Annotated in this window: 14 protein-coding genes and 1 pseudogene; 14 read left to right on the plus strand and 1 reads right to left on the minus strand. The window is 66.8% G+C overall.

The window, feature by feature from the left end; all coding sequences use genetic code 11:
- The first annotated feature begins 132 nt into the window (after positions 1-132).
- The 10 genes and pseudogenes from ACNS84_RS02810 to ACNS84_RS02855 all read left to right on the plus strand — a co-directional run bounded on the left by ACNS84_RS02810 (position 133) and on the right by ACNS84_RS02855 (position 12,264).
- On the plus strand, positions 133-579 hold the full coding sequence (locus ACNS84_RS02810; RefSeq protein WP_435073323.1) for an SHOCT domain-containing protein: 447 nt from the start codon (positions 133-135) through the stop codon (positions 577-579).
- A gap of 77 nt (positions 580-656) precedes the next feature.
- Positions 657-902, plus strand: a complete 246-nt coding sequence (locus tag ACNS84_RS02815; protein ID WP_435073324.1) for a YhbY family RNA-binding protein — start codon at positions 657-659, stop codon at positions 900-902.
- Positions 902-1,819 carry a mechanosensitive ion channel family protein gene (locus ACNS84_RS02820; protein WP_435073325.1) on the plus strand — a complete coding sequence of 306 codons (918 nt, stop codon included), beginning with the start codon at positions 902-904 and terminating at the stop codon, positions 1,817-1,819. Before ACNS84_RS02815 ends, ACNS84_RS02820 begins: the two co-directional genes overlap by 1 nt.
- 68 nt (positions 1,820-1,887) lie before the next feature.
- Positions 1,888-3,225 carry a Trk system potassium transporter TrkA gene (gene trkA / locus ACNS84_RS02825; protein WP_435073326.1) on the plus strand — a complete coding sequence of 446 codons (1,338 nt, stop codon included), beginning with the start codon at positions 1,888-1,890 and terminating at the stop codon, positions 3,223-3,225.
- Positions 3,226-3,232: 7 nt separating this feature from the next.
- The gene (locus ACNS84_RS02830; RefSeq protein WP_435073327.1) at positions 3,233-4,735 is read left to right on the plus strand and encodes a TrkH family potassium uptake protein; all 1,503 of its coding nucleotides are present in this window, start codon (positions 3,233-3,235) and stop codon (positions 4,733-4,735) included.
- Between the two features lie 105 nt (positions 4,736-4,840).
- A complete protein-coding gene (locus tag ACNS84_RS02835; RefSeq protein WP_435073328.1) occupies positions 4,841-6,376 on the plus strand; it encodes a TrkH family potassium uptake protein in 1,536 nt (511 codons plus the stop codon).
- Between the two features lie 119 nt (positions 6,377-6,495).
- Positions 6,496-6,936 carry a universal stress protein gene (locus tag ACNS84_RS02840; protein WP_435073329.1) on the plus strand — a complete coding sequence of 147 codons (441 nt, stop codon included), beginning with the start codon at positions 6,496-6,498 and terminating at the stop codon, positions 6,934-6,936.
- On the plus strand, positions 6,933-9,296 hold the full coding sequence (locus tag ACNS84_RS02845; protein WP_435073330.1) for an amino acid permease: 2,364 nt from the start codon (positions 6,933-6,935) through the stop codon (positions 9,294-9,296). Before ACNS84_RS02840 ends, ACNS84_RS02845 begins: the two co-directional genes overlap by 4 nt.
- A 249-nt stretch (positions 9,297-9,545) precedes the next feature.
- Positions 9,546-10,451: pseudogene (locus tag ACNS84_RS02850) on the plus strand (universal stress protein); the annotation flags it as partial.
- A gap of 112 nt (positions 10,452-10,563) precedes the next feature.
- Positions 10,564-12,264 carry an acyl-CoA mutase large subunit family protein gene (locus ACNS84_RS02855; protein ID WP_435073331.1) on the plus strand — a complete coding sequence of 567 codons (1,701 nt, stop codon included), beginning with the start codon at positions 10,564-10,566 and terminating at the stop codon, positions 12,262-12,264.
- A 92-nt stretch (positions 12,265-12,356) separates the two neighbouring features.
- On the opposite strand, the gene ACNS84_RS02860 is transcribed toward ACNS84_RS02855, so the two are convergent.
- Entirely contained in the window at positions 12,357-12,593 is a 237-nt protein-coding gene (locus ACNS84_RS02860; protein ID WP_435073332.1) for a DUF7999 family protein, read from the minus strand.
- Between the two features lie 111 nt (positions 12,594-12,704).
- Here ACNS84_RS02860 and ACNS84_RS02865 point away from each other — a divergent pair, with 111 nt between their 5' ends.
- From ACNS84_RS02865 to coaBC, 4 genes are all read left to right on the plus strand, one after another.
- The gene (locus ACNS84_RS02865) at positions 12,705-13,469 is read left to right on the plus strand and encodes a phosphopantothenate/pantothenate synthetase (protein WP_435073333.1); all 765 of its coding nucleotides are present in this window, start codon (positions 12,705-12,707) and stop codon (positions 13,467-13,469) included.
- A gap of 104 nt (positions 13,470-13,573) precedes the next feature.
- Positions 13,574-14,023, plus strand: coding sequence for an Lrp/AsnC family transcriptional regulator (locus ACNS84_RS02870; protein ID WP_435073334.1), 450 nt, complete (start codon positions 13,574-13,576; stop codon positions 14,021-14,023).
- Positions 14,024-14,181: 158 nt separating this feature from the next.
- On the plus strand, positions 14,182-15,336 hold the full coding sequence (locus ACNS84_RS02875) for a DUF63 family protein (protein WP_435073335.1): 1,155 nt from the start codon (positions 14,182-14,184) through the stop codon (positions 15,334-15,336).
- Between the two features lie 282 nt (positions 15,337-15,618).
- Entirely contained in the window at positions 15,619-16,794 is a 1,176-nt protein-coding gene (gene coaBC, locus ACNS84_RS02880; protein ID WP_435073336.1) for a bifunctional phosphopantothenoylcysteine decarboxylase/phosphopantothenate--cysteine ligase CoaBC, read from the plus strand.
- Positions 16,795-16,823 lie beyond the last annotated feature (29 nt).

The raw sequence follows: 16,823 nt of genomic DNA on the forward strand, positions 1-16,823 counted from the left end.
GGGAAATAATACACTTGTGGTCGAAGAAAAAGATTAGGTTTGTCTAATCCATCGGACGGTGGGAGATGCATCACCTGTCGAAGCCGTAAACCCCCGATACGGTTTAGTTCTGGGGCAGAGAGATATACCGCGATGGCGGACTCCACCGTGCGCGAGCGGTTCGAGCGCAACGCGAGCGGTATCGCCGCGACGGCCGTGACGGGAACGTGGCTCGCGGCGCTCCTCCTCGACGTCGACTGGTGGCTCCCGCTCATGCTGTTCGGCTATATCGTCGTCGTACCCGTAGTCGCGATGCTGTTCGACGCGGACGAAGACGAAGAGGAGGAAAAGGACTGGGACGAGACGGAGACGCGAACCGGAGACGCGTCCGACGCCCAGGCCGCGGACGCAGAACCGGAACCTGAGCGCACGCAGGACGCGCTCGACCGACTGCGGACCCGGTACGCGGAGGGCGAACTCACCGACGAGCAGTTCGAGCGGAAGCTCGATCGGTTGCTGGCGACGGAGACGCCGGAAGACGCCGCCGAGTACGTTCGGCGGGACCGACCCCCGGAGCGAGACGTCGAGCGCGAGCGGTAAGACAGGGCGTCGGCTGGGTAAGCCTCCCGACGTCCGCGAATCTTAAGCTTCAACTGGCGCGGCCGAGTTGATAACATATGACCGATCAACAGCTTCGCAAGGAAGCGCACGACCTCGACGTCACCGTCTGGGTCGGGAAGAAAGGGGTCGACGCCGTCGTCGACGAGACGGCCGATCAGCTCGACGACGCCAAGCTCGTGAAGGTGAAGTTCCTCCGTGCGGCCCGGGGCGGGACCTCGACCGACGAACTCGCCGCGGAGTTGGCCAACGCCGTCAACGCCGACCTCGTCGAGACCCGCGGGAACACGGCGGTGCTTCACTAATGGGTACTGCGGCCGCACCGACAGAGGTCGTCGCCGTGACGGGGACGCTGGAACCGTACCTCGGCCCGCTGACCGGTCTGGTCATCGACGCCGGCATCTTCGTCACCGTCGTGTTCGCGACGTACCTCCTTTATAAGGCGGCCGTCACGCCGCTCCTCCGACGGATCTTCGACAGGCAGGGGTTCGACGAGCACGCGCGACGCCCGCTCCAGAAGATCGTCGCGTTCCTCGTGCTGTTCGCGGGGGTCACCGTCGCCTTCGGTGCGGCTGGGTATCAGGGGTTCCTCCGGTCGCTGGCAACGATCGCCGCCGCGGCGACGCTCGCGGTCGGCTTCGCGCTCCAAGACGTGATCAAGAATTTCGTCGCGGGCGTGTTCATCTACACGGACCGGCCGTTCCGCATCGGCGACTGGATCGAGTGGCAGGGTAACTCGGGCGTCGTGGAGGACATCTCCTTTCGCGTCACCCGCGTCCGGACGTTCGACAACGAACTGCTCACCGTCCCGAACTACGCGCTGACGAGCGACGTCGTGAAGAACCCGGTCGCGAAGAAGACGCTGCGCCTGAAGTTCGTCTTCGGGATCGACTACGAGGACGACGTCGAGCGGGCGACCGATATCATCGTCGAGGAGGCCGAAAAGAGCGACGCGATCCTCGAGGATCCGGCCCCCTCCGTTCGACTGACCGAACTCGCCGACTCGTACGTGGGGCTCCAGTCGCGGATCTGGATCGAAGACCCGTCACGATCCGACTTCGTGAAGGCCCGCGCCGACTACGTTCAGGCGGTCAAAGAGCGTTTCGACGAGGAAGACATCACGATTCCGTTCCCGCAGCGGACCGTCTCGGGGCGGAACGCGTGGTCGGATCCCTCGTCGTTCGGAGGGACCGGAGAGGCGGGACTCGGCGGCGACTCGTAGAGCGGCCCCCCGAGACCGCGTCGCTATCGATAGTAACGAACTTGAGGGTCGGGTAACTGGCTTTGTCCATGCACGTGGTCGTCATCGGGGCCGGCGAGGTCGGAACCAGTATCGCGTCGAGCCTCGCGCCCGACCACGAGGTCGTCGTCATCGACGTCGACGCCGACCGCGCGGAACAGCTCAAGTACGAACTCGACGTGCTCACGATCGCCGGCGACGGGACTGCGTCGGCGATCCAGTCGGCGGCCGACGTCGGCCGCGCGGACATGATCATCGCCTGCACCGACGACGATCAGACGAACCTCGTCGCGTGCGGCACCGCGAAGACGCTCGGCGACGGGTTCACAATCGCCCGCGTAAAGAGCACCGAGTACCTTCGGACGTGGGAGGGAAGCAACGGCGCTTTCGGCGTCGACTTCATGGTGTGTACGGACCTGCTGACCGCGGAGAACATCGTTCGCGTCATCGGACTTCCGGCGGCGATCGACGTCGACCCGTTCGCGAGCGGACTGGTCCAGATGGCCGAGTTCGAGATTGCCGAGGAGAGCCCGGTGGCCGGCCAGACCGTCTCCGAGGCGGACCGCTTCGAGTCGCTCACCTTCGTGGGACTGTTCCGCAACGGAGAGATGACCATTCCCCGCGGAGACACGGATATTAGGGTCGGCGACCGCGCGGTGGTGATCGGCAGCCCCGAGAGCGTCCAATCGTTCGCGACCGACGTCGCGCCCCAGGCGACGCCCACCGAGGCCGACGAAATCGTCGTCGTCGGGGGCAGCGAGATCGGCTACCAGACCGCGCGGCTGCTGGGAGAACGCGATTTTAAGCCGCGGCTGATCGAGCGGGACCCCGAGCGCGCGCGCTGGCTGGCGGAGAACCTCATCAACACCGTCGTCATGGAGCACGACGCGACCGACACCGAGTTTCTCAAGCGAGAACACGTCGACGACGCGGACATCGTCGTCACCGCGCTTCACTCCGACGAGAAGAACCTCCTCGTCTCCGTGCTCGCCAAACGACTCGGCGTCGATCGCGTGATCGCCGTCGTCGACAGCCCGGACTACGTCACCGTGTTCGAGGAGATCGGTATCGACATCGCGATCAACCCGCGGACCGTGACCGCCGAGGAGATCACGCGGTTCACCTACGAGAGCGTCGCCGAGAACATCGCGGTGTTGGAGAACGACCAGGCGGAGGTCTTGGAGCTCGAACTCACCGAGGGCTGCGGACTCGTCGGACGGCCGATATCGGACATCGTCGCGGACACCGACGCGAGGTTCGTCATCGGCGCGATCACCCGGAATCACAAACTCGTCACGCCCCGAGGAGAGACCGTGCTCCAACCCGGTGACCACGTTATCCTGCTCGTGGAGACCGACTCCGTGGGCGAGATCACCGCAATGGCGTGACCCGCCCGTGAACGTGACACTCCGCGTCGGGTGGCGGGCGAGCGTGGGGCTCACCGGTGACGTTCTCGCGGCACTCCCCGTCCCGCTGGCGTTCCCGCTGTTAATCGCCCTCTACTACGGTGAGTCGCCGGTCCCGTTTCTCGCGGCTATCGCGGTCTCGATCGCGCTCGGTGCGACGTTCCGATCGATGAAGGGCCCGGACGAGAACCTTGGCCCACGAGAGGCGTTCCTCGCGGTGGCGATGATCTGGTTTCTCGTCGCCGCTGTCGGCGCGATCCCGTTCGTCGTCGCGGGCGTCGGGACGGTCGCGAACCCGTTGAACGCGATGTTCGAGTCGATGAGCGGGCTGACGACTACCGGCGCGACCGTCCTGATCGATTTCTCGATCCACTCGCGGTCCGTCATGATGTGGCGACAGGTGATCCAGTGGCTCGGTGGACTCGGTATCCTCATCTTGGCCACCGCGGTGCTCTCCGAGGTCGGTGTCGGTGGGGCACAGCTCATGGAGTCGGAGTCACAGACACAGGACGTTAACAAGCTCACGCCGAAGATCTCCCGGACCGCACAGCTCATCTGGGGGATCTACTTCGGGCTCACCGGACTCGCGGTCCTCGTGTACTACCTGCTCGGGCTCGCCGTCGACCCACAGATGGACCTGTACAACGCGGTCGCGCACGCGTTCACGTCGGTCGCGACGGCCGGGTTCTCCCCGGAGCCGCTGAGCGTCGGCGCGTTCCACCCGCTCATCCAGTGGGCGGTCGTCCCGTTCATGGTTATCGGATCGACGAGTTTCGTCCTCATCTACTTCGCCATCAACGGCGACCCGATGCGGCTCCTCCGAAACGAGGAGTTCCACTTCTACCTCGGCGCGATGGGGACGCTCGCGACGATCGTCGGCCTCGCCCTGTTCCTCGATCCCGGCACCACCTTCGACGCCGAGGAGACGGTCCGGCACGCGGTGTTCAACGTCGCGTCGATCGTGACGACGACCGGGTACGCCAGCACCGACTACGTGCTGTGGGCGCCCGCCGCGAAACACATGCTGTTCGCGGGGATGTTCATCGGCGGGATGGTCGGATCGACGACCTGCTCGATCAAGTCGCTGCGGTGGCTGGTCGCGCTGAAGTCGTTCCGCCGCAACCTCTACACCGCCGTCCACCCGGAAGCGATTCGTCCCGTCCGCATCTCGGGGAAGTCGATCGATGAGGGAGCCATCCGCGACATCTACGCGTACCTCCTGTTGAGCATCGTGATATTCTTCCTGCTCACGGTCGTCATCGTCGTCGACGCCGAGCGAGCGGGCCTCAGAGTGACGGAGTTCGAGGCGCTCGGCGCCGCGGCGACGACGTTCCTCAACATCGGTCCCGCCTTCGGCGCCGCTGGCCCGTACGGGACGTTCGCGTCGTTCCCGATGAGCACCCGAGCCGTGATGATCGTCCTGATGTGGATCGGTCGGATCGAGATTATCCCGGTTCTCGTGCTGTTCACGAAGGCGTTTTGGACGTCGTGAGCGGGTGGTGACGAGCACGATGACGCGTCCGTCCCACCGCGCCGTCGTCTCCCCTTCGACAGGTTAATACAGCGAAGCGGCCACCCCCATACCGTTCGAGCAACTATGTCCTGGAGCGTCAAGTGGAGGGCGAGCGTCGGGCTTGTCGGCCTCGGAATTAAGTACCTCGCCATCACGATGCTGGTGCCGCTGATCGTGGCGGTCGCGTACGGCGAGGACATCTGGGTATTCCTCGTCTCGATGGCGCTCGTGGCCGCGACCGGCCTCCTCGTCGAGCGGGTGGACCCGGACCCTGACCTCGGTCCCCGCGAGGCACTGCTTTTCGTCTCGCTTGCGTGGCTCGCCGCGGCGGTCATCGGAACGATTCCGTATCTGCTCGCCGGATACGGCACGGCGTCGACCGTCGCGACGCCGACGAACGCGCTCTTCGAGTCGATGAGCGGATTCACCACCACGGGTGCGACCGTTCTCGGTGAGATCAGCACTGACCGCCACTCTCACGCCCTGCTGATGTGGCGTCAACTCACGCAGTGGCTCGGCGGTATGGGGATCATCGTCCTGATGATCGCCATTCTCCCCGAGGTCGCCGTCAACGGCGCTCAGCTGATGGCGTCGGAGGCGCCCGGCCCGGAGCTCCAGAAACTCACGCCCAAGATCGCCGAGACGGCTCGGGCGCTCTGGCTGATCTACTTCGCGTTCACCGTCCTGCTCGTGGTGCTCCTGTACGCGCTCCACCTCCTCGGGATGGCCCCGAACATGGACCTGTACAACGCGGTTGCTCACGGGTTCTCCACCCTGCCGACCGGCGGGTTCTCACCGGAGGCCGAAAGCATCGGCGCGTTCTCGGCGATCGTCCAGTGGGTGATCATCCCGTTCATGGTCGTCGCCGGGGTCAACTTCGCGCTGTTCTGGCACGTGCTACGCGGCGAGGCGGAGGTCATGTTGGAGAACGCTGAATTCCGCGTCTACGCCGGTTCAATCGCCGCCATGACCGCGCTGCTCGCCGTGATCCTCTACAGCGGCGCCGCCCCGTCGCTCGAAATCGGCGGGACGACGCAGGGAGTCGCCGAGAACTCGCTCCGACAGGCGGCCTTCCAGATCGGGTCGCTGCTGAATTCGACGGGGTTCGCGACGGCCGACTTCGCGCAGTGGGACGCTCACGCACAGGTGGTGCTCCTGTTCACGATGTTCATCGGCGGCTCCGCCGGGTCGACCGGCGGCGGCGTGAAGATTGTCCGGTGGCTCATCGTCGGAAAGGCGATCCGGCGAGAGCTCTTCACCTCGGCACACCCGGACGTGGTGCAGCCGGTCCGCCTCGGCGGAAACGTCGTCGACGAGGACGCTATCCGCGGCATCATGGCATTCACCATGCTGTACGTCGTGCTGTTCGCGCTCTCGGCGGTGTTCCTCTCGCTCGATGCCGCCCGGGTCGGTGTGGGCCTGTCGGCGTTGGAGTCGATCAGCGCATCGCTTGCAACGATCGGGAACATCGGTCCGGGGTTCGGCCGGGTCGGTCCGTTCGGAAGCTACGAGTTCTTCCCGAACACGTCGAAGCTGCTCATGATATTCCTGATGTGGATCGGTCGACTGGAGATCGTTCCGGTGCTCGCCGTGTTCATCTCAGGAATCGACAGACGGTGAGTGGCGTGACACGAAGACCCAAAAAACGACGCTGAGCGGAGAAGAGTCCCTACGAGTGGTTCTCATGCCCCCGTGACGCAGAGCGTATCTTCTTAACTGACGAGCCTATGAATGTGCGTATGACGAGCACTGACCAATCGACCGAACGGGACCTGCTCGCCCACGTCCTCCTGCCCGTCGCCAACGAGGCGGACGCGCTCGCGACGGCACGAGCGCTCGAACCCTACGACCCGAAGCGCGTCACCGCGCTTCACGTGGTCGAGAAAGGCGAAGGCGTCCCGGACAAGACGCCGGTGGAACAGTCCGAAGAACTGGCCGCCGAATCCTACGCTGCGGTCCGAACAGTGTTCCCGGACGCCGACACTCACACCGCGTACGACCGACACGTCGTTGACGCGATCTTCGACGCCGTCGACGAGGTCGGCGCGAGCGCCATCGCCTACCGCAGCCGGGACGGCAACCGACTGTTGCAGTTCCTGTCCGGCGACCTCTCGATCAAGCTCGTGACGAAATCGCACGTCCCCGTGATCGCGCTTCCGGGCGAGGGATCGGCCGAATGAGCGACGAAGAGCTTGCCAAAGACCTCGGTCCGCTCGCCGCCCTGACGATCGGGATCGGGACGATGATCGGGGCCGGGATCTTCGTTCTCCCCGGTACCGCGGTCGCGCGGGCCGGGCCGCTCGCGGCGTTCACGTTCGTTCTCGGCGGCGTCATCGCCCTCTTCACGGCGCTGTCCGCCTCTGAACTCGGGACGGCGATGCCCAAATCCGGCGGCGCGTACTTCTACGTCAACCGCGCGCTCGGACCCATGTTCGGTTCCGTGGCCGGCTGGGCGAACTGGCTCGGACTCGCGTTCGCCTCCGCGTTCTACATGTACGGCTTCGGCGAGTACGTCAACGCACTCGTCGGGCTCGGCCCCGTCGGACTCGGCCCGCTAACGCTCGAGGCTGCACAGGTGATCGGCCTCGGCGGCGCGCTGCTGTTCATCGCGGTCAACTACTTCGGCGCGAAGGAGACGGGCGGACTCCAGATCGTCATCGTGATGTCGCTTCTGGGAATCCTCGCCGTCTTCACCGTTGTCGGTCTGCTAAACGCCGACATGGACTCGCTGCGTCCCCTCGCGCCGCCGGGGACGACGAGTCAGGTGCTGCCGGTGACGGGGATTATCTTCGTCTCGTATCTCGGCTTCGTCCAGATCACCTCGGTCGCCGAGGAGATCAAGAATCCCGGCCGGAACCTCCCGCTCGCAGTCCTCGGATCGGTCGTCATCGTCACGATCGTGTACGCGCTGTTCCTACTGGTGCTGCTCGCGGCGGTGCCGAACGAACTCGTCGCGAACAACGAGACCGCGGTCGTCGACGCCGCCCGCCTCCTGTTCGGGAACTACCAGGTGCTGGGTTACTCGCTCGGCGCGGTCGGCGCCGCAATGCTGCTGATCGGCGGGCTGCTCGCCACCGCCTCGTCGGCCAACGCGTCGATCCTCTCCTCGTCGCGGATCAACTTCGCGATGGGTCGCGAGAAGATTGTCACCCCGAAGCTCAACCAGATCCACGAGCGGTTCGGGACTCCGTATAAATCGATCGCGCTCACCGGCGCGCTCATCTTGGTGTTCCTCATCGCCGGCGACGTGGAGTCGCTGTCGACGATGGGCTCCGTGCTCCATCTCGTCGTGTACGGGCTGCTCAACATCGCGCTCATCGTGATGCGCGAGTCGGAGGTCGAGGGGTACGACCCCGACTTCGAGGTCCCATTCTACCCGATCGTGCCGATACTCGGGACGCTGTCGTCGTTCGCGCTGATCGTCTACATCGAGCCGACGATCATCCTGATTTCGCTCGGCCTCATCGTCTTCGCGCTGCTCTGGTACCTGCTGTACGCCCGCGGGAAGGTGGAGTCGCGGGGCGTGCTGGGCGCGTGGATACTCGACCGGTCTGACGAGCTACCTCAGGCCGCCGTGTCGGCGGCGACGTCCGTCCAGCCGGGCGGCGACGACTTCCGGGTGATGGTGCCGCTCGCGAACCCCGCGACCGAGGAGCACCTGATCACGCTCGCGTCGGCCATCGCCAAGCAGCGGAACGGGACGGTCGTCGCGGTCAACATCGCGAACGTCCCCGACCAGACGTCGCTGGAGGCCGCTCGCGACCGCGGCGCGCACCAAGCGGCCCACGACCTGCTGGACACGGCCCGCGACGACGCAGAGACGTTCGACGTTGACGTGGAGACTCACGTCGTGCTCTCTCACCGTGTGTTCGAAGAGGTGTTCGACGCGGCGCGCACGTACGGCGCCGACCTCACCGTGATGGGGTGGGGCGAAGACTCTCACGGGGCGCCTGGACGAGCGGAGACGGCGGTGGACGAGCTCGCGCACTCCCTGCCCTCCGACTTCCTCGTGTTCCGAGACCGCGGGTTCGACGCCTCGCGCATCCTGGTGCCGACCGCCGGCGGACCGGCTTCGGACCTGTCGGGGGCGGTCGCCAAGATGCTTCAGACCGAGTTCGGCGGGGAGGTCACCCTGTTGCACGTCGCCGACGACGAGGACGCCGGACGGCGCTTCCTCACCGAGTGGGCGGCGGAGCACGACCTCGCGGACGCGGAGATGCGGATCGAGAGCGGCGATGTCGAGGCGTCTATCGAGCGCGCCGCGCGGGACGCGACGATGCTGATCATCGGCGCGACCCAGAAAGGACTGCTCTCGCGGCTGGTCCGCGGCTCGCTCGTGTTGCAGGTGCTCGAGGACGTGGAATGCTCCGTGCTGCTCGCCGAGAAACGCGACACGCGCGGCATCTGGGACCGCCTGTTCGGAAGCGGCGACCGGACGAGAGCGGGGGGCGACGCCGCCACCGATGCCGCCGAAACGGACGAATCGAGCGCCGCCTCCGCCGAGATGCGAGGCGCTGCGAACGCGGAGACGGACGACTAACGACAGAGCGAACGACCCGCACGCATGCACAAGACCTTCGCCACCCGCCGAGGGCTCGTGCCCGAGACGCCGACCGGCACCGACGCGGTGATGGGGAGTCTCGGCTTCGTTCTCTCCGGCGTGGTCCCGGCTTGGAGGTTCCACTCCCCGCTGGACGGGGCGGACGAGGCGGACGAGTCGGAGGAGACGGACGGGGCGGAAGAGACGGAAGAGACGGAGGCGACGGACGCGCCCTCCGACGCCGGCCGGAACCGGGGGCCGGGACTCTCCGATCGGTCGGTCGACGCCGCGGACGCCGCCTCGCCGAAGGGCCGAGGAGACGAGGGGCCGACGGTCATGGTCGCGGTGTCGAACCCCCACACCGAGAGCGCACTCGTCACGCTGGCCGGCGCGCTCGCCAAACACGGGGGTGGTCGCGTGCTCGCGACGCACATCGTCACCGTCCCGGACCAGACGGCACTTGAGAGTGCGGCCGAGGACCGCGCCGGCCTCGACCGGTCGTCGGAGGAACTGCTCGCCGCCGCGGCCGCAGATGCCCGGGCGTTCGACGTGCCGATCCGGACCAAGACGATCCTCTCGCATCGCGGTATCGAGGAGGTGTTCGACGCTGCGCGGAGGAACGACGCCGACGTCGTCGTGATGGGCTACGGCGGCGCCCGGTTCGCGGGCGGTCGCGTCGAGGGGTCTCTCGACGAACTCACCCGCGACCTCCCGTGTGACTTCCTCGTCTTGGACGGTCAGCGACTGGACCCCTCGAACGTGCTCGTACCGACCGCCGGCGGCCCCTCCTCGGATCTCTCCGGAGAGGTCGCCCGTGCGCTCCGGGACGTCCTCGACGCGGACGTCTCGCTGTTATCCGTCGTCGACGCGGGGAACGAGGCCTCCGGCCGCGAGTTCCTCGCGGACTGGGCAGCGGGTCACGGTCTCGACGACGCGGAGCGACGAGTCGAGACCGGCGACGTCGAGGAGGTGATCGGTCGCGTCGGCGAGGAGTACGACCTCGTGATTATCGGCGCAACCGAACGAGGGCTGCTCTCGCGTATCGCCCGCGGCTCGCTGGCGTTCGAGAGCATCGAAGCCCTCGAGACGCCGGTGTTGCTCGCGGAGCGGCCGTCCACGCGGTCCTTGTGGGAGCGCCTGTTCGGCGGTCGTTGACTGAGTTGTCCCTCGGCCACCTGTTCGGCGGGTACCGATGTGCTCTGCGAGCCCCCGTTTTCGTTTATAAACATAATGAATATTTATACGGTACGGGCGGGTAGCTGACCGTATGTACGACGACGAGGAGCTCTCCGAGATCCGCGAGGCCCACGCCGAGTGGGCGGCGGAGACGCTCGATCCGGCCCTCGACCGACGTGGCGAGCGCCGTGACCGGTTCGCCACGGTGTCGAACCACGAGGTCGATCGCTTGTACACTCCCGCCGACGTGGCCGACCTCGATTACGGCGACGATCTGGGGTTCCCCGGCGAGGAGCCGTACACCCGCGGCGTCTATCCCACGATGTACCGGGGTCGAACGTGGACGATGCGGCAGTTCGCCGGCTTCGGCACCGCTGAGGAGACGAACGAGCGGTTTCACTACCTGATCGACGAGGGACAGACCGGGCTCTCGACCGCCTTCGATATGCCGTCGCTGATGGGGCTCGACTCGGACGACCCGATGTCGCTCGGCGAGGTCGGTAAGGAGGGCGTCGCCGTCGACACGCTCCGTGACATGGAGGTGCTGTTCGACGGCATCGACGTTGGAGATGTGTCCACCTCGTTCACGATCAACCCGAGCGCGCCGGTGATCTACGCGATGTACGTTGCCATCGCGGACCAGCAGGGCGTCCCGCGCGAGGCGCTCCGAGGGACCCTCCAGAACGATATGCTGAAGGAGTTCATCGCACAGAAGGAGTGGGTGATACCCCCGGAGCCTTCCATCGATCTCGTGACCGACACCATCGAGTTCGCAGTCGCGGAGACTCCCAACTTCAAGCCCATCTCGGTGTCGGGGTACCACATTCGCGAGGCGGGGTCGACCGCGGTCCAAGAGCTCGCGTTCACCCTCGCGGACGGCTTCGCGTACGTCGAGTCGTGTCTGGACCGCGGGCTCGATATCGACGAGTTCGCGCCGCAGCTCTCCTTTTTCTTCAACTCGCACAACTCCGTCTTCGAGGAGGTGGCGAAGTTCCGCGCCGCCCGACGGATCTACGCGCGGATCATGAGCGAGTGGTACGACGCCGAGGCCGACGCCTCGAAGCAGTTGAAGTTCCACACGCAGACCGCTGGCCAGTCGCTCACGGCCCAGCAACCCCTGAACAACGTCGTCAGAGTGACGCTGCAGGCGCTGGCGGGCGTCCTCGGCGGCACCCAGAGCCTCCACACCAACTCGTTCGACGAGGCGCTGGCGCTGCCCTCCGAGCAGGCCGTGCGGGTCGCGCTCCGCACCCAGCAGATCATCGCCGAGGAGTCGGGCGCCGCCGACATCGTCGACCCGCTGGGCGGCTCCTTCGCGGTGGAGGCGCTCACGGACGAGGTCGAGGCCGAGGCGACCGCGTACATCGAGGAGATACGGGAGATGGGCGACGGCTCGGTCCGCGACGGCGTGCTCCGCGGGATCGAGCAGGGGTACTTCCACCGCGAGATCCAGCAGGCTTCCTACGAGTATCAGGAACGGGTCGACTCGGGCGAGGAGACTGTCGTCGGCGTCAACGCCTACGAGATCGACGACGACACGCGCCCGGACCTGCTCCGCGTGGACGAGACGACCCGGGAGCGACAGCTCGACCGGCTGGAGTCGGTGAAGGCCGATCGCGACGACGACGCGGTCGAGGCGGCCATCGACGATCTCCGCGAGGCGATCGACGCCGACGAGAACGTGATGCCCGCCATCGTCGTGGCGGTGAAGGCGTACGCGACGATGGGCGAGATCATGGACGTGTTCGAGACGGAGTACGGGACGTACCGCGAGCGGATCGGCGTGGCCTGAGGGACGTCACGCCGCGAGGAGGACCGATACGGACGCATCGACCACGCGCGAGGCCGAGTCGCTCCGGCGTGGCGCCGAACCGATCGACGGCGTCACGCTGGATCGACCGGCCGTGCGGACTCCGCGCACCACGCGTTGCCCCGGCGGCCCGTCCGCCGGAGGTCGAGTTCGACGACCGACCCGGCGTCGAGCGACGACAGCGCGGCTTCCACGTCGGGGTCGTCGTACTCGACGACGTACAGCGTCCCGTTACGCGGGTATTCGCGGAGCGTGATCGCTCCGTGGTCGTTGCACGCCTCGACGATCGTATACTTGCCAGTGCGGTCCATCCCGCGCGGAGCTACGACGCAGTTCGTGTTAACTGTTTGGTGAGTTTGCGTTGAAACGACGTGCGCCGCCCGGAACGGTCCACTTTAATCGACGCGTCGCCTCGTTCGGGTATGACGGAGACGGAGGTCCCACCGGACCATCCGCGGTACGCCTCGCTCGTGACGCGTCACCGCATCGAGGCGGGCGTCGAGAAGGGTATCACCTCGAAACAGGGGCTCATCGCGCAGGGACGCGCCGAATCCTTCGACTACCTGCTCGGCGAGCGGACGCTCCCGAGCGCGGACCGCGCGGCGCGCGCCGCCGCGGCGACGCTGCTCGCGGCCGACCGCCCGGTGATATCGGTGAACGGGAACGTCGCGGCCCTCGCGCCGGAGGAGACGGTGGAACTCGCCGACGCGGTCGACGCCGACCTCGAAGTGAATCTGTTCAACCACACCGACGAGCGCGTCCGGCGCATCGCCGACCACCTCCGCGAGCACGGTGCGGACCGAGTGAAGGGGCTGGCCGGCGACGGCGAGATACCGGGGTTGTCGCACGCCCGCGGAACCGTCGACGCCGACGGGATCGAGGCGGCCGACGTCGTCGTCGTCCCGCTGGAGGACGGCGACCGCGCCGCGGCGCTCGACGCCATGGGGAAGACTGAGATCGTGGTCGACCTCAATCCCGGCAGCCGATCACCGCGGACCGCCGCCGTCCCGATCATCGACAATCTGATCCGCGCGGTGCCGAACGTGACGGCCCACGCACGGGACCTCGGCGACGCCGCTCCCGAGACCCTGCGAGAGATCGCGGACGAGTTCGACCCCAACGAGGCGCTGTCGGCGGCCGAAGCGGCGATCCGGGAGGGATCGTTCGCAGCGACGGACGAGTCGTAATCCGGAGTGACCGGATACTCTTTCGATCGAAAATTGTCGATAATACGACGGATAGGGCCCCACTACGCCGGTACTACAAAGTCGGTGCCCGACGTAGCGGAGGTATGGAACTCGACGAGACGGATCGCGCAATCCTCAGGATTCTCCAGGAGGACGCTCGAACACCGTTCTCGGAGGTCGCACGTCGGATCGATATGTCGAGCGCGACCGTCCACGACCGTGTGGGGCGGATGGAAGATGCCGGGGTCATCGAGGGGTACCACGCCGAGGTCGATCCGAAGGCGGTCGGGTACGGCGTCAGCGCGTTTGTCGGACTACGCGTGGAACAGGGACGCGAGGATGACGCGCTCGACCGCCTCCGCGATATCGAGGGCGTCAGCGAGATTCACCTGACGACCGGCGAGTGGGACGTGATGCTGCGCGTCGTCGCCGCCGACACCGACCGCCTTCGGCGAATGATGTTCGATGAGATCGCAGAAATGGACGGCTTCTCCCGCTCGCAGACGATGATCATCCTCGGGAGCGACTACGAGGCCGTGGGCCCGCCGATCTGAGCGGGCGCCCGCCCGGCGAGGCGTCCCGGGGTGCTGGTGTGTCGGGTGTACCGGGTGTATCGGTACCGCGTGTGCCGATATTGCTCGGCGGAGACGTAGCCGCTCCACGGTGAACCGGGACCGGAACGCTAAACTCGGGCACCCGCCGAACGGGAACTATGAGTACTCGGGTCGCCGGTCGGGTGAGGCAGTCACCGGAGCGGGCGTGGGCGGCGGTCGTCGGTGGCATCTCCCTTTTGCTCGCGGTCGGATCGGTCGTTTTCCCGCGGGCCGTGTACGACCGATTCATCTGGCAGTACTTCTGGGGGCCGGTCGTCGCCGACGGTCAGGGAGCCCAGTGCGCCGTTCGAGACGTCGGCGCCACGGAACTGCTCGGCAGTTCGACGGCGTGTCAAGCCGCCGTCGACGCGGGGGAGGTCGTCGCCTTCCCGGGGTACACGACGCTTTCCACCGTCAGCTACGCGGTCGTTCTACTCGGGATGCTGGTCGGCGTCGTCTTTCTGCTCCGTCGGTTAGACATCGGTAACGAACTGCGCTTTTTCTACGCGCTGTTCCCGTTCATGCTGCTCGGCGGCGCGCTTCGCACCGTCGAGGACTCGGGCGTCGCCGCCGTTCGCGCCGGCACTGAGCCGCTGATTCCCTTCCCGGCGAGCGCGGTGCTTATCAGTCCGTTCATCTACTTCACCGCGTTCGGCGTCACCCTCGCGTGCGTCCTTACGGCGTACGCGCTGGCCGACCGCGGGGTCGTCGACGACTACGCCCGACCGCTGTTCGCGATGGGGACGCTCGCGCTCGCGGCCTCGCTCGCCTACCTCTCGTACCTCGCCGCCACGACCGACTACGTCGAGTTCTACCCGCAGGTGCTCGTGCTCACGCTGGTTATCGCGACCGTGTCGACCGCAATCACGTGGAAGGTCGCGACCGCATACGAGCCGACGATCCGGCAGGGGACGGGCGCCGCGGGGATCGTCATCATCTGGGGGCACGCGGTAGACGGCGTCGCCAACGTGATCGGGCTCAACTGGATGCCGGCGCTGACGGGGACCGCGAACCTCGTCCCAAAACACGTCGTCAACGCGCTGATCGTCGACTGGACGGGGCGGCTCCTCCCGGACTCGATCCTCGCCGTCACCGGCGACGCGTGGCCGTTCCTCCTCGTAAAACTCGTCGCCGCATCGTTCGTCGTCTGGGTGTTCAACGGCGAGATGTTCGAGGAGTCGCCGCGCTACACGCTGATGCTGCTCATCACCGTGCTTGCCGTGGGCCTCGGACCGGGGACGCGGGACATGCTGCGCGCGACGTTCGGTATTTAGATAGACGAGCGGCTTTCAGCCGTTTGTTTATAAACACTTGTCGCTGGCAGCGGCGAGGATACCTCCAAAGCCCCAGCCGCGAGGCGCTTCGCGCCTCTGGCAGCCGCCGGCTGTCAGAGGGACCTACGGTCCCTCGCTACTCACCCCCTGCGGGCACTCGGAGGCACGCGCCACCGCATCGATCTCTTATAAATGACTCTCGCGAGAGTACACCGAGAACGCTATCTCGACCCGTTCCGCAACGGCACCTTATAAGCCGCCGGGGGCGGAACGGTCTCGGTAATGCTACAGGGGGTCAACGTCGCGCTCGGCGTCTCGGGGAGCATCGCGGCGGTGAAGGTCGTCGAACTCGCCCACGAACTGCGCCGACAGGGCGCCAGCGTGCGCGCCGTCATGTCCCCGGCGGCGACGAACATAATCCACCCGTGGGCGGTGGACTTCGCGACCGACGAGCCCGTCGTCACCGAGATCACTGGGAGCGTGGAACACGTTGAACTCTGCGGCCGCGAAGGGTGGGCCGACGTGCTCCTGCTCGCGCCGGCGACCGCGAACACAGCCGGAAAGATCGCCGCCGCTGTCGACGACACCCCAGTGACGACCTGCGCGACGACCGCGCTCGGGGCGGACGTCCCGGTCGTGATGGCGCCCGCCATGCACGAGCCGATGTACGACCACCCCGGCGTACTTGACGCGCTCGACCGGCTGGAGACGTGGGGCGTGACGTTCGCGGACCCGCGGATCGAGGAGGGGAAGGCGAAGATCGCCGCCGAGGCGGAGATCGTCACGGAGGTCGCCCGCGCGACGACCGCGCAGTCGCTCTCGGGGACGCACATCGTCGTCACCGCCGGCGCGACGAAAGAGCGCATCGACCCGATCCGGATCTTGACGAACAGGGCGTCCGGGAAGACTGGACGAGCGGTCGCCCGCGCCCTCTACGTCCGCGGCGCGAAGGTGACGCTCGTTCAGGACGGGCCGGACGTCTCGTACGCCGACGTCGTCGCCGTGGAGACCGCTGACGAGATGATGGACGCGTGTCGACGAACCGCGGCCACGGCCGACGCGTTGGTCTCTGCGGCGGCCATCTCCGACTTCACCGCCGATGCGGTCGACGAAAAGATCCGGTCGGGGGCGCCGCTCTCGGTGGACCTCCGACCCACACCGAAGCTCATCGACTCGGTGCGAGAGGCGTACCCCGACCTGCCGATCGTCGGGTTCAAAGCCGAGACGTCGGGCGACGACGCAGCGATGATCGCGGAGGCCGAGCGAATACGCGACCGCGTCGGTCTCGCGTTCGTCGTCGCCAACGACGCGAGCGTGATGGGCGACGACGAGACGCGGGTGCTCCTCGTCGGCGACGAAGGGACCGACCCGACGGAGGCGGCCGGGTCGAAGGACCACGTCGCCGGGCGAATCGCCGATCGGCTCGTCGTCGCGCTCGGCCGCGACGCGGCGACGTAGGGATCGATGGCTCTCACCCACTGGGCGTC

The sequence above is a fragment of the Halorubrum wangae genome, from assembly GCF_051194135.1.
Classification (GTDB): Archaea; Halobacteriota; Halobacteria; order Halobacteriales; family Haloferacaceae; genus Halorubrum.

Excerpts from the sequence above, each read along its gene's own strand:
- ACNS84_RS02810 (WP_435073323.1), top strand. The coding sequence starts at position 133 with ATGGCGGACTCCACCGTGCGCGAGCGGTTCGAGCGCAACGCGAGCGGT.
- ACNS84_RS02815 (WP_435073324.1), top strand. The coding sequence starts at position 657 with ATGACCGATCAACAGCTTCGCAAGGAAGCGCACGACCTCGACGTCACC.
- ACNS84_RS02820 (WP_435073325.1), top strand. The coding sequence starts at position 902 with ATGGGTACTGCGGCCGCACCGACAGAGGTCGTCGCCGTGACGGGGACG.
- trkA (WP_435073326.1), top strand. The coding sequence starts at position 1,888 with ATGCACGTGGTCGTCATCGGGGCCGGCGAGGTCGGAACCAGTATCGCG.
- ACNS84_RS02835 (WP_435073328.1), top strand. The coding sequence starts at position 4,841 with ATGTCCTGGAGCGTCAAGTGGAGGGCGAGCGTCGGGCTTGTCGGCCTC.
- ACNS84_RS02840 (WP_435073329.1), top strand. The coding sequence starts at position 6,496 with ATGACGAGCACTGACCAATCGACCGAACGGGACCTGCTCGCCCACGTC.
- ACNS84_RS02845 (WP_435073330.1), top strand. The coding sequence starts at position 6,933 with ATGAGCGACGAAGAGCTTGCCAAAGACCTCGGTCCGCTCGCCGCCCTG.
- ACNS84_RS02855 (WP_435073331.1), top strand. The coding sequence starts at position 10,564 with ATGTACGACGACGAGGAGCTCTCCGAGATCCGCGAGGCCCACGCCGAG.
- ACNS84_RS02860 (WP_435073332.1), bottom strand. The coding sequence starts at position 12,593 with ATGGACCGCACTGGCAAGTATACGATCGTCGAGGCGTGCAACGACCAC.
- ACNS84_RS02865 (WP_435073333.1), top strand. The coding sequence starts at position 12,705 with ATGACGGAGACGGAGGTCCCACCGGACCATCCGCGGTACGCCTCGCTC.
- ACNS84_RS02870 (WP_435073334.1), top strand. The coding sequence starts at position 13,574 with ATGGAACTCGACGAGACGGATCGCGCAATCCTCAGGATTCTCCAGGAG.
- ACNS84_RS02875 (WP_435073335.1), top strand. The coding sequence starts at position 14,182 with ATGAGTACTCGGGTCGCCGGTCGGGTGAGGCAGTCACCGGAGCGGGCG.
- coaBC (WP_435073336.1), top strand. The coding sequence starts at position 15,619 with ATGCTACAGGGGGTCAACGTCGCGCTCGGCGTCTCGGGGAGCATCGCG.